This window comes from Ancylobacter sp. (assembly GCF_965279025.1).
Taxonomy (GTDB): domain Bacteria; phylum Pseudomonadota; class Alphaproteobacteria; order Rhizobiales; family Xanthobacteraceae; genus Ancylobacter.
In genome coordinates this window covers 156,088-176,875 of the sequence record NZ_OZ257132.1, presented here as the reverse complement: position 1 = coordinate 176,875, position 20,788 = coordinate 156,088, and the positions used below count along the sequence as shown (strand labels likewise).

The 20,788-nt window shown below is 67.9% G+C and carries 22 protein-coding genes; 9 read left to right on the top strand and 13 right to left on the bottom strand.

The window, feature by feature from the left end:
* Positions 1 to 11 precede the first annotated feature (11 nt).
* The 3 genes from ACQY76_RS00795 to ACQY76_RS00785 all read left to right on the top strand — a co-directional run bounded on the left by ACQY76_RS00795 (position 12) and on the right by ACQY76_RS00785 (position 2,476).
* Positions 12 to 680, top strand: a complete 669-nt coding sequence (locus tag ACQY76_RS00795) for a transglycosylase domain-containing protein (RefSeq protein ID WP_428031027.1) — start codon at positions 12 to 14, stop codon at positions 678 to 680.
* Between the two features lie 154 nt (positions 681 to 834).
* Positions 835 to 1,020, top strand: a complete 186-nt coding sequence (rpmF, locus tag ACQY76_RS00790; RefSeq protein ID WP_018387408.1) for a 50S ribosomal protein L32 — start codon at positions 835 to 837, stop codon at positions 1,018 to 1,020.
* A 214-nt stretch (positions 1,021 to 1,234) separates the two neighbouring features.
* On the top strand, positions 1,235 to 2,476 hold the full coding sequence (locus ACQY76_RS00785; protein ID WP_428031026.1) for an alpha/beta hydrolase: 1,242 nt from the start codon (positions 1,235 to 1,237) through the stop codon (positions 2,474 to 2,476).
* Between the two features lie 168 nt (positions 2,477 to 2,644).
* Here ACQY76_RS00785 and phaR read toward each other — a convergent pair whose 3' ends face one another.
* Complete coding sequence (phaR, locus tag ACQY76_RS00780; RefSeq protein WP_428032903.1) at positions 2,645 to 3,226, bottom strand: polyhydroxyalkanoate synthesis repressor PhaR; 582 nt, start codon at positions 3,224 to 3,226, stop codon at positions 2,645 to 2,647.
* 257 nt (positions 3,227 to 3,483) lie between these two features.
* Here phaR and ACQY76_RS00775 point away from each other — a divergent pair, with 257 nt between their 5' ends.
* Both ACQY76_RS00775 and phbB read left to right on the top strand, forming a co-directional pair.
* A complete protein-coding gene (locus ACQY76_RS00775) occupies positions 3,484 to 4,662 on the top strand; it encodes an acetyl-CoA C-acetyltransferase (RefSeq protein WP_428031025.1) in 1,179 nt (392 codons plus the stop codon).
* Between the two features lie 133 nt (positions 4,663 to 4,795).
* The gene (phbB, locus tag ACQY76_RS00770) at positions 4,796 to 5,521 is read left to right on the top strand and encodes an acetoacetyl-CoA reductase (RefSeq protein WP_428031024.1); all 726 of its coding nucleotides are present in this window, start codon (positions 4,796 to 4,798) and stop codon (positions 5,519 to 5,521) included.
* Between the two features lie 81 nt (positions 5,522 to 5,602).
* Here phbB and ACQY76_RS00765 read toward each other — a convergent pair whose 3' ends face one another.
* On the bottom strand, positions 5,603 to 5,848 hold the full coding sequence (locus ACQY76_RS00765) for a PepSY domain-containing protein (protein WP_428031023.1): 246 nt from the start codon (positions 5,846 to 5,848) through the stop codon (positions 5,603 to 5,605).
* Positions 5,849 to 6,005: 157 nt separating this feature from the next.
* Between ACQY76_RS00765 and yddG the strand changes: the two genes are divergently transcribed.
* The gene (gene yddG / locus ACQY76_RS00760; protein ID WP_428031022.1) at positions 6,006 to 6,902 is read left to right on the top strand and encodes an aromatic amino acid exporter YddG; all 897 of its coding nucleotides are present in this window, start codon (positions 6,006 to 6,008) and stop codon (positions 6,900 to 6,902) included.
* Between the two features lie 3 nt (positions 6,903 to 6,905).
* On the opposite strand, the gene ACQY76_RS00755 is transcribed toward yddG, so the two are convergent.
* The 5 genes from ACQY76_RS00755 to thpR all read right to left on the bottom strand — a co-directional run bounded on the left by ACQY76_RS00755 (position 6,906) and on the right by thpR (position 10,006).
* Entirely contained in the window at positions 6,906 to 7,346 is a 441-nt protein-coding gene (locus ACQY76_RS00755; RefSeq protein ID WP_428031021.1) for a cupin domain-containing protein, read from the bottom strand.
* An 8-nt stretch (positions 7,347 to 7,354) separates the two neighbouring features.
* Entirely contained in the window at positions 7,355 to 8,128 is a 774-nt protein-coding gene (gene gloB / locus ACQY76_RS00750; RefSeq protein WP_428031020.1) for a hydroxyacylglutathione hydrolase, read from the bottom strand.
* A gap of 138 nt (positions 8,129 to 8,266) precedes the next feature.
* Positions 8,267 to 8,785, bottom strand: coding sequence for an invasion associated locus B family protein (locus ACQY76_RS00745; RefSeq protein ID WP_428031019.1), 519 nt, complete (start codon positions 8,783 to 8,785; stop codon positions 8,267 to 8,269).
* A gap of 221 nt (positions 8,786 to 9,006) precedes the next feature.
* Positions 9,007 to 9,390 (bottom strand): YkvA family protein, encoded by a 384-nt coding sequence (locus tag ACQY76_RS00740; RefSeq protein ID WP_428031018.1) that lies wholly within the window; start codon positions 9,388 to 9,390, stop codon positions 9,007 to 9,009.
* A gap of 82 nt (positions 9,391 to 9,472) precedes the next feature.
* A complete protein-coding gene (thpR, locus tag ACQY76_RS00735) occupies positions 9,473 to 10,006 on the bottom strand; it encodes an RNA 2',3'-cyclic phosphodiesterase (RefSeq protein WP_428031017.1) in 534 nt (177 codons plus the stop codon).
* A gap of 175 nt (positions 10,007 to 10,181) precedes the next feature.
* Between thpR and ACQY76_RS00730 the strand changes: the two genes are divergently transcribed.
* A complete protein-coding gene (locus ACQY76_RS00730; protein ID WP_428031016.1) occupies positions 10,182 to 11,015 on the top strand; it encodes an MOSC domain-containing protein in 834 nt (277 codons plus the stop codon).
* Between the two features lie 105 nt (positions 11,016 to 11,120).
* Here ACQY76_RS00730 and ACQY76_RS00725 read toward each other — a convergent pair whose 3' ends face one another.
* The 6 genes from ACQY76_RS00725 to ACQY76_RS00700 all read right to left on the bottom strand — a co-directional run bounded on the left by ACQY76_RS00725 (position 11,121) and on the right by ACQY76_RS00700 (position 18,425).
* Complete coding sequence (locus tag ACQY76_RS00725) at positions 11,121 to 12,254, bottom strand: DUF4167 domain-containing protein (RefSeq protein WP_428031015.1); 1,134 nt, start codon at positions 12,252 to 12,254, stop codon at positions 11,121 to 11,123.
* A gap of 93 nt (positions 12,255 to 12,347) precedes the next feature.
* Positions 12,348 to 12,494: a hypothetical protein gene (locus ACQY76_RS00720; protein WP_428031014.1), complete on the bottom strand. Its 147-nt coding sequence runs from the start codon at positions 12,492 to 12,494 to the stop codon at positions 12,348 to 12,350.
* Between the two features lie 369 nt (positions 12,495 to 12,863).
* Positions 12,864 to 13,664, bottom strand: coding sequence for a peptide chain release factor N(5)-glutamine methyltransferase (prmC, locus tag ACQY76_RS00715; RefSeq protein ID WP_428032902.1), 801 nt, complete (start codon positions 13,662 to 13,664; stop codon positions 12,864 to 12,866).
* Between the two features lie 53 nt (positions 13,665 to 13,717).
* On the bottom strand, positions 13,718 to 14,815 hold the full coding sequence (prfA, locus tag ACQY76_RS00710; protein ID WP_428031013.1) for a peptide chain release factor 1: 1,098 nt from the start codon (positions 14,813 to 14,815) through the stop codon (positions 13,718 to 13,720).
* 10 nt (positions 14,816 to 14,825) lie between these two features.
* Positions 14,826 to 17,093, bottom strand: a complete 2,268-nt coding sequence (gene ptsP, locus ACQY76_RS00705; protein ID WP_428031012.1) for a phosphoenolpyruvate--protein phosphotransferase — start codon at positions 17,091 to 17,093, stop codon at positions 14,826 to 14,828.
* 81 nt (positions 17,094 to 17,174) lie between these two features.
* A complete protein-coding gene (locus ACQY76_RS00700; RefSeq protein WP_428031011.1) occupies positions 17,175 to 18,425 on the bottom strand; it encodes an aspartate kinase in 1,251 nt (416 codons plus the stop codon).
* 159 nt (positions 18,426 to 18,584) lie between these two features.
* Here ACQY76_RS00700 and ubiG point away from each other — a divergent pair, with 159 nt between their 5' ends.
* Together ubiG and ACQY76_RS00690 are read left to right on the top strand one after the other, a co-directional pair.
* Positions 18,585 to 19,334 (top strand): bifunctional 2-polyprenyl-6-hydroxyphenol methylase/3-demethylubiquinol 3-O-methyltransferase UbiG, encoded by a 750-nt coding sequence (gene ubiG / locus ACQY76_RS00695; RefSeq protein WP_428031010.1) that lies wholly within the window; start codon positions 18,585 to 18,587, stop codon positions 19,332 to 19,334.
* A 91-nt stretch (positions 19,335 to 19,425) separates the two neighbouring features.
* The gene (locus ACQY76_RS00690; RefSeq protein ID WP_428031009.1) at positions 19,426 to 20,706 is read left to right on the top strand and encodes an MFS transporter; all 1,281 of its coding nucleotides are present in this window, start codon (positions 19,426 to 19,428) and stop codon (positions 20,704 to 20,706) included.
* Positions 20,707 to 20,788: the final 82 nt, after the last annotated feature.

Genomic DNA, 20,788 nt, shown 5'->3' with positions numbered 1-20,788 from the left:
GGGGAGAGAGCATGGGTGTCGTGTGGAGCTGGGCCTGGAAGATCGCGCTGGTGGTTGTCGCGACGCCGCTGGTGCTCGGCCTTTTATATAATGTGGCACCTGCGCCCTCGACATTGATGCTGGCGCGCTGGGTGACGGGCCAGCCGGTCGAACGCATCTGGAAGCCGCTCGACGCCATCTCGCCGAATCTGGTCCGCTCCGTGCTGGCCTCCGAGGATGCGCGGTTCTGCACCCATTCGGGGATCGACATGGTCGAGTTGCAAGGGGTGATCGACGAATCGGACGGGCTCAATGCGCCGCGCGGCGCCTCCACCATCACCATGCAGCTGGTGAAGAACCTGTTCCTGTGGAACGGCCGCAGCGTCATCCGCAAGGGGCTGGAGCTGCCGCTGGCGCTTTATCTGAACGTGGTGATGTCCAAGCACCGCCAGCTCGAAATCTATCTCAACCTCGCCGAATGGGGCCCCGACGGCCAGTTCGGCGTCGAGGCCGGGGCGCAGCGCGCCTTCGGGCGCGGGGCAGGGGATTTGTCGGCGCGCCAGGCCGCGCTGCTGGCCGTGATGCTGCCCAATCCACACAAGCGCGACGCCGGCAAGCCGGGGCGCGGGCTGAGCCGGCTGGCCGCCAACCTGCAGGCCCGCATTCCGAGCGAGGGCGCCGAGCTCACCTCCTGCCTCTGAGCGGGTGGTAGGCGGCGCGGGAAGCCTGCGACAGAATTGCGTCAGCCTCTTTCACTCGCGCGCATGAGTCTGTATAAGCCGCCACTCGAATTACGCACCATCCGGCGCCGGCCCTTCCGACTGGGCGTGAGCCAAGCCGGGACAGGAGAAGACCATGGCAGTTCCGAAGAAGAAAACCAGCCCGTCGCGTCGCGGCATGCGTCGTTCCGCCGACGCCCTCGCCAAGCCGACCTATATCGAGGACAAGGATTCCGGCGAGCTTCGCCGTCCCCACCACCTCGACCTGAAGACCGGCATGTACAAGGGCCGTCAGGTGCTGAAGGTCAAGGCCGAGGCCTGATCGCCGTCAGCCGGGCTGTCCTGCCCGTTGCGCTTAAGCCGGCCCCGAGGGCCGGCTTTTCTGCGTTTGGCGATGCGGCGCGATGCGTTGCCGTCCCGGAACCGGTAACGATCCGGAAGCCATGGCAATCGATGAAGCGCGCGAGCCCTGCCGCCTGCCTTACTGTTGCACCGGAACGATGGTAGCTTCCGGCCGGTGAACCTTGGAGCGTGCCGTGTTGCGTGATGCCAGCCGTGGAATGCGCCGCCGGTTCGCCTGGCTGCTGATGGCTGCCGTGGCAGTGCCGGTTCTTGCTGGCTGCGCGTCCCGGCCCGGCGATGACGCGCTTTCGATCATCGAGGTCGACCCGGTCAGCATCAGCGAGCACACCATTCTCGTCGCCTCCGCCCGTGCCCGCGACTCACGTCCGGGTGTGTTCTACAGCGGCGAGCGGACGCCGGAACTCAGCTTCGCCAAGGTCGAGATCGCGGTTCCTCCCACCCACAAGCCCGGCATGGTGGAGGCCCCGACCAAATCGCCGCCCAATCCCGCCACCGACATGGTGGTGCGCGAGGCGGTGTATCGCGACACGCCGAAACAGTTCAGCGCCGACCTCAACAGCGAGCTGTCGAAATATCCCGTCGGCAAGCGGCAGGTGGTCATCTTCGTCCATGGCTACAACACGCTGTTCTCCGAAGCGCTCTACCGCCTCACCCAGATGGCGGAGGATTCCAAGGCGCCCGGCGTGCCGGTGCTGTTCACCTGGGCCTCGCGCGGCGAGGTCACCGATTATGTCTACGACAACAACAGCGCCACCGCCGCCCGCGACCGGCTGGAAGAGACGATGCGCCTCGTCTTCGACAGCGGGGCCGATCAGGTGACCATTGTCGCCCATTCGATGGGTAACTGGGTGACGGTCGAGGCGCTGCGCCAGATCAAGATCTCCGACCGGCCGCTGCCCGTGAACAAGCTCGGCAACATCGTACTGGCTGCCCCCGACATCGACGTTGATGTCTTCAAGAGCCAGCTCAAGCGTTTCGGCAAGCTGCCCAAGCCCTTCATCGTCATCGTCTCGCGCGACGACAAGGCGCTGGCCTTCTCCGACTTCATCGCCGGCGACAAGCCGCGCCTCGGCGCCTACACGCACGACACCGAACTGGTCGAACTGGGCGCTGTCGTCATCGACATGTCCAATGTGAAGTCGACCGACGGTTTCAACCACGCCAAATTTGCCCAGCTGGCCGAAATGGCCCCGCAACTGCGCGGCATGCTGGCGCGCGCCGCACAGGCGAGCGGGGCCTCCACGGTCGAGGTGGCGGGCATCCAGTTCTCGGGCATCGACAAGATGCGGGCATCGCAGGTTGCTGCCGGCCTTCCCGCCCAATCCGAATCGAGCGCGGGCGAACCGCACGAGAGCGATCCGGTCGTCGACACCGCGACGTCCATCGTCAGCGCGAACGCCGTCGCGCGGCGCTGAGGGCCGCCGGCCGCCGCCGCACGCGCTCTGTCGCGGCGGGGCGGCTTTCAACGCGGATGCTGAGTTTGGTCCGATGCTGAGTTCGGGCGGGCGACAGGGCGCGCGCCCCTGTCCGGGCCACTCTTCGCGCCGCCGTCCTTCCACGGAGAGAGCGGTGGGCGCCGCTCCTCAGTCCGTCTTGCCGCCGTCGCCGAGCTTGTCCAGGCGCTTCTGCATGTCGGCGACCTGCCGGCGCAATTCGTCGAAATCGTCCGGCTGCGGGCCGGCCGGCGCCGCTGGGGTCTCTTCGGTGCGGCCATTGGGCAGGAACATCTTGAAGGTCCGGTCGAACATTTCCATGTTCCGGCGGACATGCTCGTCCAGTATGCCGAAGCCGCCAATGCCGCCAATGCCCAGCGTCTTGGTGAAATTCTCCCGCAGGCTGTTCTGTTCCTTGCTGAAATTCTCGATCGTCATGTCGAGATAGCGCGGCACCAGCATCTGCATGCTGTCGCCGTAGAAACGGATGATCTGGCGAAGGAAATTGATCGGCAGCAGGTTCTGCCCCTTGCCTTCCTGCTCGAAGATGATCTGGGTCAGGACCGAATGGGTGATGTCGTCCGAGGACTTTGCATCGTAGACCACGAAGTCTTCGCCGTTCTTGACCATCTGAGCGAGGTCTTCGAGCGTTACATAAGTGCTGGTGCCGGTATTGTAGAGGCGGCGGTTCGCGTATTTCTTGATGGTGACGGGTTCGTTGGATTTAGCCATTGTGATCCAGTCGCCTTGATCGTTTCCCATTGAAAACTCTAGGACGTTTCCCGACGCTCGGCTACAGGAATTGTGGCCGCTTGCGGGCGGGAGCGCCGGCGGCGCGGCGGGCAGCAGAGCTGAGGTCAAGAAAAGCCGCCTGCCATTGACATGGATCACGCGAGCCCACCACGATACTGTCACAGCTGAGCGTGAAGGTGCGGCATTGGCTCGCAGGCTGCGCCAGAAAAAACGCAACGTACCGGAGGACGTCACTCATGAAAGACGGCATCGTCATCGTCGGCGCCGCGCGCACACCTGTCGGCGCGTTCAACGGCGCGCTCTCCTCGCTGCCGGCGCATGAACTCGGCAAGATCGCCATCGCGGCGGCGCTTGAGCGGGCCGGCGTCGCGCCGGACGAGGTGAGCGAGACCATCATGGGCCAGATCCTCACCGCCGGCGCGGGGCAGAACCCGGCGCGGCAGGCCTCGGTGGCGGCCGGTATCCCGGTGGAAAGCCCGGCCTGGGGCGTCAACCAGCTCTGCGGCTCCGGCCTGCGCGCCGTCGCGCTCGGCTTTCAGGCGATCCTGAACGGCGACAGCGACGTCGTGGTGGCGGGCGGGCAGGAATCGATGAGCCAGGCGCCACATGTCGCGCATCTGCGCAACGGCACCAAGATGGGCAACCTCGAAATGGTCGACACCATGATCAAGGACGGCCTGTGGGACGCCTTCAACGGCTATCACATGGGCACGACCGCCGAGAACGTGGCCCGCCAGTGGCAGATCACCCGCGAGGAGCAGGACAGCTTCGCCGTCGGCTCGCAGAACAAGGCCGAGGCGGCGCAGAAGTCCGGCCGCTTCAAGGACGAGATCGTCCCCGTCACCATCTCCTCGCGCAAGGGCGACGTCATCGTCAGCGACGACGAATATCCCCGCCACGGCGCCACCATCGATGCCATGACCAAGCTGCGCCCGGCCTTCTCCAAGGACGGCACGGTGACGGCGGGTAACGCGTCCGGCATCAATGACGGCGCTGCCGCACTCGTGCTGATGTCGGCCTCCCGGGCCGCCAGCGCCGGCAAGAAGCCGCTGGCGCGCATCGTTTCCTGGGCGCAGGCGGGCGTCGATCCGGCGATCATGGGCTCAGGCCCCATCCCCGCCTCGCGTCGCGCGCTGGAAAAGGCCGGCTGGACGGTGGCCGATCTCGACCTCGTCGAGGCGAACGAGGCCTTCGCCGCGCAGGCCTGCGCGGTGAACAAGGACCTCGGCTGGGACCCCGCCAAGGTCAACGTCAATGGCGGCGCCATCGCGCTCGGCCACCCGATCGGCGCCTCGGGCGCCCGCGTGCTCACCACACTGCTCTATGAAATGGAGAAGCGCGACGCCAAGAAGGCGCTTGCCACGCTGTGCATCGGCGGCGGCATGGGCATCGCCATGTGCCTGGAGCGCGACTGATGCGAATCGGGCACAGCGGGCAGCCGCTGTGCCCTAACGCTGCGGCAGGCGGGCACTCCGCCTTGCCGTCATCAAGAATCGACGTAAAAGCCGTCGAGAGTTCCCTGGGGAAGGGACGCCAGAGGGGGAATACATGGCTCGTGTTGCGTTGGTCACGGGTGGTACGCGCGGTATCGGCGCGGCCATCTGCAGGGCCCTGAAGGCGGCAGGCTACTCCGTCGCCGCCAACTATGCCGGCAATGACGCTGCCGCCGCCGACTTCACCGCCCAGACCGGCATTCCCACCTTCAAATGGGACGTCTCCGATTTCGACGCCTGCAAGGCCGGCATCGCGGCGGTGACGGCACAGCTCGGCCCGGTCGAGGTGCTGGTGAACAATGCCGGCATCACCCGCGACGGCATGCTGCACAAGATGACGCCGGAGAACTGGCACGCGGTCATCAACACCAACCTCACCTCGGTGTTCAACATGTGCCGAAACGTAATCGACAGCATGCGCGAGAGCAATTTCGGCCGCATCGTCAACATCTCGTCGATCAACGGCCAGAAGGGTCAGATGGGCCAGACCAACTATTCCGCCGCCAAGGCCGGCGAAATCGGCTTCTCCAAGGCCTTAGCGCAGGAAGTGGCCCGCAAGGGCATCACCGTAAACGCCATCTGCCCCGGCTATATCGCCACCGAGATGGTTCTGGCTGTGCCGAAGGACGTGCTGGAGAAGAACATCATCCCGCAAATCCCGGTGGGCCGGCTCGGCGAGGCGGAGGAAATCGCCCGGTGCGTCGTGTTCCTCGCGGCCGATGAGGCCAGCTTCATCACCGGCTCGACGCTTGCGGCCAATGGCGGCCAGTATCTGGTCTGAGCCTTGGGCCCGGAGCCCGATAAGCCAAGCGGCAAGGCGCGCCGCTTGGCCGTAAGGTGCGCTTGACCAAGATGGCCGTGCTCAGTCGATTTCGCGCCTGACGACGGCACCGGTTGCGGCGTTGATGTCGATCTCCATCTCCTTGCCGGCGCTGTCGCGGCCCTCGGCTTCCCATTCTCCATCGTCGAGCTCGATCGAGGTGATCGTGGTGAGCCCGCCATCGCGGGCGATACGCAGCGCGTCCTCGGCGCTGATGGTCGGGGTCTGAGCGAGCGCGGGCAGGGCGGCGAAGGCGAGGGCGGCGACGGCATAACCCAGGGATTTCATGCGGAGCTCCTGAAGGGTGAGGTAACGCAAGGGTAAGGCGCTCTCGGCCGAACGGTTCCCCGCATGTGACGATTGCCGGCGTGCGTCCTCTCGGCGTGCGCCCCCTTGGCTTGCGTCACCCGGCCGGCCATAAGAAGCGCCCCATCCAGGTGTCCCCATGCCGCTCTCGACTGCCGCCGCCCGCCCGCTCTCCCGCCGCGCCGCCACCCTCATCGGCTTCACCGCCATCCTGCTCTGGTCGACGCTGGCACTCGCCACGTCGTCGACCGGCGCCGTGCCGCCCTTCCTGCTCACCGCGCTGACCTTCGCCATTGGCGGCTCGGTGGGGCTGGTCACGGCATTGGTGCGCGGCGTCGGCCTCGGCGTGCTGCGCCAGCCCTGGCCGGTGTGGCTGCATGGCGTGGGCGGGCTGTTCGGCTATCACTTCTTCTATTTCTCGGCGCTGAAGCTCGCGCCGCCGGCCGAGGCGGGCCTGATCGCCTATCTCTGGCCATTGCTTATCGTCGTTTTCTCGGCCTTCCTGCCGGGCGAGAAGCTGCGCCCGGCGCATATTGTCGGTGCGCTGATGGGGCTGGCGGGCACGGTGGTGCTGCTGGGCGCCCGCGCCGGCGGGCTTGGTTTTGCGCCGGAATTCGTGCCCGGCTATCTCGCCGCCGCGCTCTGCGCGGTGATCTGGACGCTTTACTCGGTCGGCTCGCGATATTTCGCGAACGTGCCGACCGAGGTCGTCGCAGGCTTCTGCCTCGCCACGGCCGTGCTGTCGGCGGTCTGCCACGCCCTGTTCGAGCCGTCCATCTGGCCGGCGGGGGCGGGGGAGTGGCTGGCGGTGGTGGCGCTCGGCATCGGGCCGGTCGGCATCGCCTTCTACACCTGGGACATCGGCATGAAGCGTGGCGACATCCGCCTGCTCGGCGTCATGTCCTACGCGGCGCCCGTGCTCTCGACGCTGCTGCTGGTGGCGGCAGGGTTCGCTGCACTGAGCTGGTCGCTGGCGGCCGCCTGCGCGCTCATCGTCGGCGGCGCCGCCGTGGCAACGCTGCTGGCACGGCGCTGAGGCTCAGCCCGGCTCCCAGCCCGGTGCCGCCATCTCAAAGCCGGCGAAGTCGAAGCCTGGCGCCACGGTGCAGCCGACCAGCGTCCAGGCGCCGAGGCTGCGGGCGGATTGCCAGGCGTCGCGCGGCACGATGCGCTGGGGCTCCTCGCCCGCATCGAGCGCGGGGCCGAGGAGATGAACCGCGACGGGTCCCGCATCGGCCTCTGCCACCCGCAGCTCCAGCGGCGCCCCGCCATACCAGTGCCACGCCTCGGCGGCGTCCACCCGGTGCCAGTGCGACACCTCGCCGGCGCGCAGCAGATAGTAGATTGCGGTGGAGACGGAGCGCCCCTCTGCGTAGCGGTGCGCATCGCGAAAGGTCTCGCGGAAATGGCCGCCTTCCGGGTGCGGAGCGAGCGCCAGTCGGGCGATGACCTCCTGCGCGGAAAGCTCGTCGAGGCGCATGGGCCGTCTCAGCCGCGGAAGCTGTTCTTGAGGCTGCGCAACTCGGTGAACACCGCGCCCGGCTCGGCGCCCGGCAGGCCGATGCGGGCGGCAAGCTCGGGGTCGTCCGCCCGCATGAAGGGGTTCGTCGCCTTCTCCGCACCAATCGTGGTGGGAAGTGTCGGCTTGCCCTGTGCGCGCAGGATCTCGACCTCTTCCAGCCGGGCGGCGACGGCGGCGTTGTCCGGGTCGACGCTGAGCGCGAAGCGGGCATTGGAGAGCGTGTATTCGTGCCCGCAATACACCGAGATGTCGTCGGGCAGTGTGCGCAGGCGGGCGAGCGATTCCCACAGCACCGGCGGGTCGCACTCGAAGGGGCGGCCGCAGCCCATGACAAACAGCGTGTCGCCCGAGAACAGCAGGCGCTCCTCCTCGAACAGGAAGACGATATGGCCCTTGGTATGGCCGGGCGTTTCCATCACCCGCCCCACCAGCCCGCCCACCGCGACCGGGTCGCCATCCACCACGGCGAAGTCGAGGCCGGGGATGGTGTCACGCTCTGCCTTCGGCCCGATGACCGTGGCGCCGAAACGCTCCTTCAGCGCTTCCACGCCCGCAATATGGTCGGTGTGGTGGTGGGTGACGAGGATGTGCGTCAGCGTCCAGTCCTCCCGCTCCAGCGCGGCGAGCACGGGCGCCACCTCCGGAACGTCGATGACGGCGGTCGCCTCCGTCACGGGGTCGCGCAGCAGCACCGCGTAATTGTCGGCCAGGCAAGGGATGAGCCGCAGTTCGGCGGGCATGGTGACCTCGAAGATTGGCGCTACGGGAGCGGTCGCAGGCAGCGGCCGCCATCATCTGGTCAGGCATCCGGGGCCGCCCGGGCAATATGCCTGTCTGCGGCCTCCGGTTCGGCGGCGTCTAGCGTGGGCGCTTGTCGATCAGCGGCATTCCTGCGCGGCACGGTCGACGGCCGCGGAAATGCCGCTCAGCGAGTAGGTGTCGGTAGTGACGTTTCCACGCAGGGACGTGCTCTTCACCACCACGTCGCGGCCCTTGCGCATGGCGTCGACGAGGCGTGTTTCCTCGGCGACATTGCGGACCCAGGCGCCGGTGCCGCGGGTATAAAGCTCGAAATTGGCGGTCCCGATGGTGAGCACGGCGTCGGTGCCCTCCTTGAGCGCGAAGCCCATGATGACGCTGACTTCGCCCTTCACATTCTCGGCGGTGCGGGTGGAGATGAAGAAATAGGCAGGGTCGCGCTTGAGGCCGGCCGGCATGCGGGTCTTGGGTTGCGACAGGGCATAGCAGATCTTGCCGCTGCCGCTCGTATCCAGATAGACCCCCCAGTCACCGAACTGGCCGACGAGCTTGGGCGCACCCTGAGCACTGGCGCCGACTGTTCCGATCATCGCCAGTGCCAAGCCGGCGAGCGCCGCGCGCACGGTGCGTCGTGCCATGGTCTCCGTCCTCCGTATCGTCGGCCGCCGAGGCGGCCCGCGTGATTCTCCGCTCAAGCCGCATCAGGGATATCCGCGCGAGTCGCGGCTGTGAACCCTTGGCGTCCCGATAGGATGGCTTTGTCGCTTAAATGGCTGAAGACGGGCGGCGAATTGATGGCAGAGCGGGCGAATTTCCCGCGATCCCCAGCCCGCACGATACCATCGCCGCCCGCATGGCGTCAGGCGCCGCGCAACCGCGCCAGGGCTGCCCGCGCCGCAGCGCGATGGTCGGCGCCGATATGGCTGGCGAGAAGGTTGAGCGCGGTGGCGAGCACGGCGGCATCGTCGGTGAAGCCGAGGCCGACGAAGATGTCCGGCACCGCATCGGTGGGCAGCAGGAAATAGCCAAGCGCGCCGAACAGCAGGGCACGCACCCGGGTCGGCGTCTGGCTGTCCAGTGCGCAATAATAGGCGGCGGCAGCGTCCTCGGCGAAAGGGACGCGCGACAATGTCGCCGCCAGCTTCGGCCAGAAACGCGCGCGCACCCGCGCTTCCTCCTCGGCGCCGGCGGCGGGGATTTCGATGTCGTCGAGATCGAAGGAAGGGTCGGATCGGTGGATCATCTCGCTCTCCGGACAGGCACAAGGACGGCCGGCCTTAGGCGTGACATGGTTGCCCCCGTGCGTTTTCGCAACATCCTCGTGGTCACATCAGCGGATAGGCCGCCTCGAGCCGGTACGGCCCGCCGCCAACCGAATCGCGCGAGGAGTAGAGGACGAAGCGGGAGACCTGAAAGGTCTCGCTGCGGAAATAGCCGCGCAGAGCGAGATAATCCGCCACCTGCCGGGGGGCGGCGTCGCGCAGCCGCGCCAGCGTGACGTGCGGGCGGAAATTGCGGCCCTCCGGGGGAAGCCCGATCCGCTTCATCGCCCGCTCGTGCTCGGCCTGCAGGTCGTTCAGCTCCTGGTTCGCCTTCACCCCGACAAAGATCGAGTGCGGTTTGTGATTTCCGAACTGGTCGACGCCCGACAAGGTGAGGTCGAAGCCGAAGCGTTCGATCTCGTCGAGCGCGGCGGCGGCGTCACGGGCGACCACATGGTCGACATCGCCGATGAAGCGCAGCGTCACATGGTAGAATTCCGGGCTGATCCAGCGAGCGCCGGGAAGACCGCCGCGCAGCATCGACAGATGCTCGGCGACGTCGCTCGGGATTTCGAGGGCGGTGAAGAGCCGCGGCATGACCCCCTCCTATCTGTTACCGGCAAGGGAACCAGCCGATGATTGACACGGATTCGCCCTCCGAGGAAAAGCCCAAAATGCGACAGGCAAAACACGGGCCGGGCTGGTGCCTGTGGGGCGGGCCCTGCGACGCCTCTCCGGCTGACGCGGGCGCCGCAAGCCGATATGGTGAGGCATGACGAGCGAATCGACCGAAGATGCCGATCTTTCCATCACTGCGACGGAGGCAGCGAAGTCGCTCAGCTTCGCCAGTATCGATTCCATCTACCGTTACCCCGTGAAAGGCCTGACGCCCGAGCGGCTGGAGGTGGTGGAACTGGAGGCAGGGAAGTATTTTCCCGGCGACCGGCTCTATGCCATCGAGAACGGCCCCTCCGGCTTCATCCCGGAAGCGCCGGCCTTCCAGCCGAAGATCAAGTTCCTGATGCTGATGCGCAATGAGCGCCTGGCCGCGCTCGATGCCCGTTTCGAGGACGCCACCGCCGAACTGGTGATCCGTCACGAGGGGGCCGAGGTCGTGCGCGGCAAGCTCGACACGCCCGAAGGCCGGGAGGCGATCGAGGCGTTCTTCCAGCGCTATTCCCGCTACGAGCTGCGCGGCGCGCCGCGCGTGCTGGCCGCGCCGCAGGATTTCCGCTTCGTGGACACGACCGAAGGCTACATCTCGCTGATCAATCTGGCGAGCTGCCGGGCGCTTGGCGAGATTATCGGCCAGCCGGTGGACCCGCTGCGTTTTCGCGGCAATCTCTATCTCGACGGCATGGAGCCGTGGGAGGAGTTCGACCTCGTCGGCCATACGATCGAGGTCGGCAACCAGGTCCGGCTCAAGGTCACCCAGCGCATCTTCCGCTGTGCGGCGACAAATGTGGACCCGGAAACGGCCAAGCGCGATCTGGACGTGCCGGGGACGCTGATGCGCACCTTCGGGCACACCGATTGCGGAATCTTCGCCGAGATCGAACAGGGCGGGCTCATTGCCGACGGGGATTCGGTGCGGATTACCGTCTGAGCCGCCGGCCCGGCGCCGACCTCGGCCCATGCTGAGTGGATGCTACAAAAAAGGCCCGGCTGAGCCGGGCCTTTTTCATGTTGGAAGCTTGGTTTCGTCGCCGGCTTATTCGGCGACGTCCGCCGTGGCGGGCTCAGAGCCTTCGCCTTCGGTCTCGCTGCGGCGGTAGCGGCGGCGGCGGGTGCGCGGGGCGCGGGCCTCGCCGTCCTCGGCGACGGCTTCCTCGGGCACGGCTGCCACCGGCGGCTTTGCCGCGCGAGAGCGGCTGGAGGTCTTCGGCGCCGGTGCTTCGGCGGCGGGCGCCACCTCCACCGGAGCGGCTTCGGGCGATGCGGTGACGGCAGGAGCGGCCGAGCGGGGCTCGGCGGCCTCAACCGGGGCTTCCGCCTTGCGCGCCGGCGCCGGCGTTACGGGCGTCGCGCCACCGCTCTGGGTGATGAAGGCGGGGAGGCCAATCTCGGCTTCCACATCCGGCCCGAGGCGCGGCTGCGGTTGCTGGGCAGGGTCACGGTAGCCGGCTTCACCATTTTCGCGGGGAGCACGGTTGTCGCGATTGTCGCGATCGCGATAGGGGCGGTTGTCGCGTCCCCAGCGGCTCTCGCGCGGCTGGTCCGCCCGGTCGCGGTCCGGGCGATCGCCACGATCGCGCTCCTGGCTGCGTTCCGGTGCGCGCTCCTGATTGCGGTCTTGGCTTCGATCCTGATTACGGTCCAGGTTTCGATCCTGCCCGCGATCGCGATTGTCGCGGCGGTTGTCGCGGTCGCGGAAGAAGTCGCGCTGGCCTTCGCGGGGGCCACCCTCACGCTGGACAATGTCGCGCTGGCCGCCCTCGCGCGGACCATTGTCGCGTTGCCCATTGTCCCGCTGGCCGCCGTCACGCGGCGCCTGCTGTTCGCGGGGCTGGAACGCCGGCTGCGCGTCGGCGCTGCCTTCCTCCATGTCCTCGTCGAAATCCTCGTCATCCGTGCGCTGGTAGGGCTGGCCCTGCACGCCGAACTGCGCCTGCGCGGCGGCGATGATCCGGTAATAGTGCTCGGCGTGCTGGAGATAGTTCTCCGCCGCCACATAGTCGCCGGTGGCCTGTGAATCCCGCGCGAGCTGCTGGTATTTCTCGACGACATGCTGCGCGGTGCCGCGCACTTTCACGTCCGGTCCGTTTGACTCGTAAACCCGGGTCAGCGGGTTTTGGCTCCGACGATTGCCGCCGCCACCATTATTGTTGTTGTTGCGGCTACGCATACGCTTCTGCTGGTTATTATTTCGCATCGAGCTGGTCTCTGGTGCCGAAAGGCCGTTGGCGGGGCGAACCCCGGTCGGTGCCGTGCAGGCGGGTCAATCACCAATGTGTCCGCAGTTCCGCTCCTTCGGCCCAAGGCCTTTGGTAACGGCACGGCGGGAAATCTCGCCATCAGTCGGGACAAGGCTGCCGCAGGCCGGAACCGCGAGGTTCCAGTCGTGCCACAGGTCGCCGTCGACCATCAGGCTTCTTCCATGGGAGCGCATCTCGAAGATGCTTCGCCGCCGGCCATGCCGACAACGATCCGTCCTGGCCGCATTTCTCCGGCCTGGACCCGGCGCGCGCTTTTGCGCTGCAGCCGACCCCATGTTTCATCGCGCAACCGAAACCGCGCTGATAAACTCTTGGAGCGTTCGCCCCTTTGAAACGGTTTGCATCCCGGCCTTCCGAAAGGTTCAGAATGCGTCTGCCGGCGACGAGCACGGCCGCTCGGGTCGAGGAGCGACCGGCAGTCAAATCACCAAAAGGCAGATGATGTCTCAGGACGATTCCTACAGACGACACTAATCGGTTCGGTATCTCGTTCCAAGCCCTTTTTTGCTGCACTGCCATCAAAGCCGGGCCGGCCCGGTCACGATGGCGCGTGCGATTCCGGCGAGGTCGCGCCGGGCGGCACCGTCGGCGGGAAGTCCGGCCGCAGCAAGCAGCGCCGCCACATCCTCTTCCTGCCCGATCCCGAGTTCCAGCACCGCACGTCCGCCCGGGACAAGCAGGCCGGGCAGGGCGCGTGCGAGGACGCGGTAGGCGTCGAGGCCTCGCGGGCCCCCATCCAGGGCGAGAAGCGGGTCGTGTTCGCGCACCTCCCGGTCGAGCGCCGCGATATCGGTGCTGGGAATATAAGGCGGATTGGAGACCACGAGATCGAAGCCCCCGCCGAGCGCCTCCGCCCAGCACCCGACGATCACCATCGAGCGGGCGCCAAGCCCCAATGCCACAAGGTTTTTCCGCGCCTGCCGGGCCGCCCCCAGCGACAGGTCCACGCCGAGGCCGCGCGCGGACGGATACTCGCTCAGAAGCGCCGCGAGCAGGGCGCCGCTGCCGGTGCCGAGATCGAGGATGCGCAGCGGAGCATGCCGTTCGGGGTAGAGGGCGAGCACCGCCTCGACCAGCGTTTCGGTCTCCGGGCGCGGCACCAGCGTCTCGGGCGCCAGCGTGAAGTCGAGGCTCCAGAACTCGCGCCGCCCCACCAGCCGGGCGAGCGGTTCACCGTTCCGGCGGCGGCCCGCCAGCACGCGCATCGCCTCGGCGTCGTCATCCGCCACGGGTGTCTCGGCACGGGCGACGAGGTCGAGATCCGTGAGATGGAGGCCCAGCTTGAGCAGCGCGCGTGCCTCCCGGTCGGGCACTTCCATCTCTGCCGCGGCAAAGCCTGCGGCAATCTCGCGCAGGAGGTCGCCGCGGGAAATCACCGTTCGCCCCAGCCGCTGCTTTCCGCCTCGGCGAGCAGTGCCGCCTGATATTCGGTCGTCAGCGCGTCGACGAGTTCGCCCAGCGCGTCGCCGGCGAGGATCTCCGGCAGCTTGTGCAGGGTGAGGCCGATGCGGTGGTCGGTGACGCGCGCCTGCGGGAAATTATAGGTGCGGATGCGCTCGGAACGGTCGCCGGAGCCGACCTGCACCTTGCGCTCATTGGCGCGCGCGCTGTCGCGCTTCTCGCGCTCGGCCTCGTAGATCTTCGCCCGCAGCATGCCCATGGCGCGGGCCTTGTTCTTGTGCTGCGAGCGCTCGTCCTGCACCGCGACGACGGTGCCGGTGGGAATATGGGTGATGCGCACCGCGCTCTCGGTCTTGTTGACGTGCTGGCCGCCGGCGCCGGAGGCGCGGAACACGTCGATGCGCAGGTCGCTCTCATTGATGTCGATGTCGACATCCTCGACCTCGGGCAGCACCGCCACCGTCGCGGCGGAGGTGTGGATACGCCCGGAGGCTTCGGTGTCCGGCACGCGCTGCACGCGGTGGACGCCGGATTCGAATTTGAGCTTGGCATAGGCGCCGCTGCCGTGCAGCCCGGCGACGATTTCCTTGAAGCCGCCGGCGCCGCCCTCGGTCATCGACAGCACCTCGACCGACCAGCCATTGAGGGCGGCGAAGCGCTCATACATGCGGAACAGGTCGCCCGCGAACAGCGCCGCCTCGTCGCCGCCCGTGCCGCCGCGCACTTCGAGGATGACGCCGCGCTCATCCATCGCGTCCTTGGGCAGCAAGGCGAGCCGCACCGCGCGGGAGAGGGTTTCGACCTCCTCCTCCAGCGTGTGCGCCTCTTCCTGCGCCATGGCCGCCATCTCGCGGTCGCCCGCCGTGTCGGCAGCAAGGGTGCGGGCCTCGCTGAGCTGGCGCTCGGCGCGCCGCAATTCCTTCACGCGTTCAACAAGGGGGGAAAGGTCGGCGAATTCGCGCGACAGGCGGACATAGGTTTCCGCCTCCGGGCTTCCCGACAGCGCATGCTCGATCTCCGCGTGGCGGGCGAGCAACTGGTCGAGCCGGGCATCGGGCAGGGCGGTCACGTAGCGGCACTCACAGCGGCAGGCCCGCCTTCTGGGCGAAGGCGGCGAGTTGCGGGCGCAGCGAGTGTACTTCGCCGGTGATGCCCAGAAGCGGCGCGACAAAGGCGGAGGCGGCCGCGAGATCGAGCTCCAGCAGCATCGCCTTCACCGGCCCATAGGACGCCGGCGAGACGGACAGCTTGCGATAGCCGATGGCGGCCAGCGCCAGCGCTTCCAGCGGGCGCGAGGCCAGCTCGCCGCACAGCGTCACCGGCTTGCCGTATTCGGCGGCCTTGTCGATGATCATCTTCAGCGCCCGCAGCGCCGCCGGGGCCAGCGGGTCGAAGCGGTCGGCGACGCGCGAATTGCCGCGATCGGCGGCGTAGAGGAACTGCACGAGGTCGTTGGAGCCGACGGAGGCGAAGTCCACCCGGCTGAACAGCAGGTCGAGCTGGAACAGCAGGGCCGGCACTTCCAGCATCACCCCCACCAGCACCCGCTCGGGCAGGCCGTGGCCGTGCCGGCGCAGATGGGTCAGCTCGCGCTCGACGATATGGTGGGCGCGGTCATATTCCTCCACCGCCGACACCATTGGAAAGATGAGGCGCAGCTCGCGGCCGGTGGCGGCGCGCAGCAGCGCGCGGATCTGACTGCGCAGCAGGCCGGGCCGGTCGAGGCCGAGGCGGATCGCGCGCCAGCCCAGCGCCGGGTTCTCCTCCTCGATCGCCCGCATATAGGGCAGCACCTTGTCGCCGCCGATGTCGAGGGTGCGGAACACCACCGGGCGTTCGCCCGCCGCGTCCAGCACCGAGCGGTAGAGCTTGAGCTGCTCATTGGTGCGCGGAAAGGCGGAGGCGATCATGAACTGCAGTTCGGTGCGGAACAGGCCGATGCCGGTCGCGCCGGTCTCCTCGATATGCGGCAGGTCGACGAGCAGGCCGGCATTGAGGTGCAGCTCGATCGGGATGCCATCCCTGGTGACGGTCGGCACATCGCGCAGCGCGGCATAGCGCTCCAGCCGCTTGGCACGGAACCGCACCTTGTCGGCATAGGCGTTCTCGACCTCGGCGGGCGGGCGGATATGCACCTCGCCGCTGACGCCATCGACGATGACGGCGTCGCCGGCGTCGACCTGGCCGACGACATTCTCCATGTGGCCGACGGCGGAGATGCCGAGCGCCCGGGCGACGATGGTGAGATGGCTGGTGGCCGCGCCTTCTTCGAGCACAAGGCCGCGAATGCGGGTGCGGTCATAGTCCAGCAGCGCCGCCGGGCTCATGTTGCGGGCGACGATGACCGCATTGTCGGGCAGCCGATCATGGTCCGAGCCGGCGGAGCGGCCGGTGAGCTGGCGCAGCAGGCGGTTGGCCAGATCGTCGAGATCGTGCATCCGCTCGCGCAGATAGGGATCGGTCATGCGCAGCATGCGGGCGCGGGTGTCCGACTGCACGCGCTCCACCGCACCCTCGGCGGTGAGGCCGGTCATGACTGCCTCGCGCATGCGGCCGATCCAGCCGCGATCATGGGCGAACATGCGGTAGGCTTCGAGGATCTCGCGGTGCTCGCCGACGCGGGCGACGCCCTCGTCCGCCAGCATCGTGTCGATCGAGGCGCGCAGCGTCTCCACCGCCCCGTCGATGCGCTTCAGCTCGGCGGGCAGGTCGTCGGCGATGACCTTGGTGACCTCGATACGCGGCTCGTGCAGCACCACGTGGCCGAGGCCGATGCCTTCCGAAAGCGCGAGCCCCTTGAGGTGCAGCGGCCGGCGGGCGGCCGGCTCGGCGCCGGGCAGCGCCATGGCGGTGAGTTCGCCCGAGGCGATGATCTCGGCCAGCACCATCGCGGTGGTCTGGAGGGCCTCGATCTCCTCCTCGGTATAGGAGCGGTGGGCGCGGTTCTGCACCACCAGCACGCCGAGCGTGTTGCCGGCCCGCAGGATCGGCACGCCGAGGAAGGAGTGGTAGATTTCCTCGCCCGTCTCCGGCCGGTAGGAGAAGGCGGGATGCGCCTGGGCGTTGGACAGGCTGATCGGCTCTGCCTCGCGGGCGACGGTGCCCACCAGGCCTTCGTCGATGCGCATCACCGTCAGATGCACGGCGGTGCGGTTCAGGCCCTCGGTGGCGTAGAGCTCAAGCGTGCCGTCGACGCGCAGCACATAGACCGAGCACACCTCGGCCACCATGTTGGCCGCGATCAGTACCACGATCTTGTCGAGGCGGTCCTGCGCGCTCACCGGCTCCGCCATGACCTCGCGGAGACGCCTCAAAAGCACGCGCGGGCCGCCGAGCGCGCCACGCATTGGCCGTCCTCGGTTTCCGGGAGCCGCTGTCCCGGAGCTTTACCTAAGTCGGCGCGACTCGCGCCGCGTCGTTGCCTGACGTCAGGCGTCCAGCCCGTATACCGAATGCAGCGTTCGCACGGCAAGCTCGGTATAGGCGGCGTCGATCAGCACCGAGATCTTGATCTCGGAGGTGGAGATGGCGCGGATGTTGATGCCGCGCTCGGACAGGGCCTTGAAGGCGCGCGCCGCGACGCCGGCGTGCGAACGCATGCCGATGCCGATGATCGAGACCTTCACGACATCCGTGGCGCCCTCGATGCTCTGGAAGCCGATCTCGTCGCGCACGGCGGAGAGCGCCGCCTTGGCGCGCTCGAAATCGGCGGTCGGCACGGTGAAGGTGATGTCGGTGAAGCCCTCGGCCGAGATATTCTGGACGATCATGTCGACATTGATGTTTGCTTCCGCGAGCGGCACGAACACATTGGCCGCGATGCCGGGCTGGTCCGGCACGTGACGGATGCTGACCTGGGCTTCGTCCCGGGCGAAGGCGATGCCGGTGACGACTTCACTCTCCACGATTTCCTCCTCGTCGCAAATCAGTGTGCCGGGCGGGTCGCCGGCGGTCTTGAGTTCCGGGGCGTCCGGATCGGTGAAGCTGGAGCGCACGAAGGTACGCACCTTGTGTACCATGGCGAGCTCGACCGAGCGCACCTGAAGAACCTTGGCGCCGAGCGACGCCATTTCCAGCATTTCCTCGAAGGCGACCTTCTCCAGCCGGCGCGCCTTGGGAACGATGCGCGGATCGGTGGTGTAGACGCCGTCGACGTCGGTATAGATGTCGCAGCGGTCGGCCTTGATGCCGGCGGCGACCGCCACCGCGCTGGTGTCCGAGCCGCCGCGCCCGAGCGTGGTGAGGCGGCCGGACGGCAAATGGATGCCCTGGAACCCGGCGATAACAGCCACTTCGCCCTGCGCGAAGCGATTGATGATCTCCTCGCCATTCACGTCGAGAATGCGCGCGGCGCCATGCGAATCGTCGGTGGAGATGGGGAGCTGCCAGCCGAGCCAGGAGCGGGCCGGAATGCCCATGTCCTGCAGCACGATGGCCAGCAGGCCCGAGGTCACCTGTTCGCCGGAAGCGACGAGGGCGTCATATTCGCGCGCGTCGTGCAGCATGGCGGCCTCGCGGCACCAGCCGACCAATTCATTGGTCTTTCCGGCCATGGCGGACACCACGACGGCAACCTGGTGGCCGGCCTCCACTTCCCGTTTGACGTGCCGCGCGACGATTCGAATGCGCTCAATGTTGGCGACCGACGTGCCGCCGAACTTCATCACCAGACGTGCCATTGCGGGAAACCGTACCGTGTTCTTCTGTGGGGCCGGGCGGGAGGAGGTGGGCTCCCGGCCCAAAAGGCGCGTATACATATCCACCTCGCGCCGCGCCCGCAACGCCGTCGCGCGAGCTTGGAATCCCTCTCGGCATGGCCGAGCGAAGACGAGGCGTCGATGACCGCAACCGCCACCACCGTCGATCCGCGCGAGGTCGAGCGCTTCGCCGCACTCGCCGCCGAATGGTGGAACCCGCGCGGCAAGATGCGCGTGCTGCACACGTTCAACCCGGTTCGGCTGGCCTGGCTGCGCGAGAAGATCACCGCCCATTTCGGCCGCGACCCGCGCGACATCCGCGCGCTCGAGGGGCTGCGCCTTCTCGACATCGGCTGCGGCGGCGGCCTGCTCAGCGAGCCGCTGGCCCGCATGGGCGCGTCGGTGGTCGGCATCGATCCGGCCGAACGCAATGTACGCATCGCCGCGCTGCACGCCGAAGAGAGCGGCGTCGCCGTCGACTACCGCGCGACCACCGCCGAGGCGCTGGCCGATACCGGCGAGCGATTCGACGTGGTGATGGCGATGGAGGTGGTGGAGCATGTGGCCGATGTCGACCTGTTCCTCTCCCGCGCGGCGGAGATGGTGAAGCCGGGCGGCCTGCTGTTTGCCGCGACGCTGAACCGCACCAAGCGCTCCTTCGCCCTCGCCATCGTCGGCGCCGAATATGTGCTGGGCTGGCTGCCGAAAGGCACGCATGACTGGAAGCGCTTCGTCACCCCGGAGGAATTGCAGGGCGCGCTGGAGGCCGGGGGCCTTGAGGTGGTCGCTCGCGAGGGCGTGGTGTTCAACCCGCTGGCCAATGACTGGCGCCGCTCCGGTGACCTTTCGGTCAACTACATGATGCTGGCGCAGCGGCGGCCGGAAGCCTAGCGTGACGCCACCAGCAAAATGACGCGACCCGGCCGGAACCGGCCGAGCGGCGGCGACTTATCGGTGCGATATCACCTCAGGATTGTCGCCCATGCGCTCATCGCCCTCCACGGTCGCGTTGCTCTCCCCGCTCGCGGCACTTGCGGCGCTGAACCTGTTCCTCGCGGATGTGCGTGACGGGCTCGGGCCGTTTCTCGGCGTGTTCCTGCAGGAAAAGAGCTGGAGCCCCTCCGAGATCGGCCTCGTCATGACGCTGGGCGGCCTCGCCGGCATGGCCGCCACCATGCCGATGGGCGCGCTCGTCGATGCCAGCCGGGCCAAGCGGGCAATCATCGTCATCGGTTCGGCGGCGATTCTCGCCGCGTCGATGACCATCCTGGCTTTGCCCAATTTCGGCGCGGTGGCGGTGGCGCAGGCGGTCAACGGCATCGCTGCCGCTGTGCTGCTGCCGGCCATTGCCGGCCTCACGCTCGGGCTGGTCGGGCCGGCGGGCTTCGACCACCAGCTGGGCCGCAACGAAGCCTTCAACCACGCCGGCAACATCCTTGCCGCGGTGCTGGCCGGCGTGCTCGGCTGGTGGTTCGGGCTGCCCGCGGTGTTCGCGCTGCTCGGCGCCATGGCGGTGCTCGGCGCCCTGTCCGCGCTGATGATTCCGGCCGACGCCATCGACCACGAAGCGGCGCGGGGCGGCGCTTCGACACCGACGGTGGCCGGCGAGGCCCGGCCCGGCCGGGAAAGCATTGGCGGGCTGCTGCGCGAGCCGGCACTGGTCACGGCGGCGATCACCTTCGGCCTGTTCCATCTGGGCAATGCGGCGATGCTGCCGCTGTTCGGCCAGGCCATGGTGGCGACCGCCGGCGCCGACCCCAGCGCGCTCACCGCGACCACCGTGGTGGTGGCGCAGGCGGCAATGATACCGATGGCGCTGATCGCGGCGAAGCTGGGCCAGCAGCGCGGCTACCGCCTCGTCCTGCTGCTGGCGCTGGCGGCGCTGCCTGTTCGCGGCGTCATCGCGGCGGCGGCGGTGCATTACGGGGCGTTCTGGGCGCTCGTTCCGGTCCAGCTTCTGGACGGCGTCGGCGCCGGCCTGCTCGGCGTGGCGACTCCCGGCGTGGTGGCGCGCATCCTCGCCGGGTCCGGGCGCTTCAATTTCGGGCTGGGCTTCGTGATGACCGCGCAGGGCATCGGCGCCTCCCTCTCCACCCTGCTCGGCGGCGTGGTGGCGCAGCAACTCGGCTACCCCACCGCCTTCCTCGTGCTGGGCGGCGTGGCGCTGCTCGCGGCCGGCGCCTACTTCATCGGCGGTTGCCCGGGTGGAACCGGCTCACGCCGTGGCGGAACCGTGCCGCTGCCCGAGCCGGCGGGTGCGTGAGGAAAATCCGCGCTTGATGCTGCGCAACGCCCTTCCGTTGCCGATAAGCCACACTACATGAAGACGGACGGATCGCCACAAC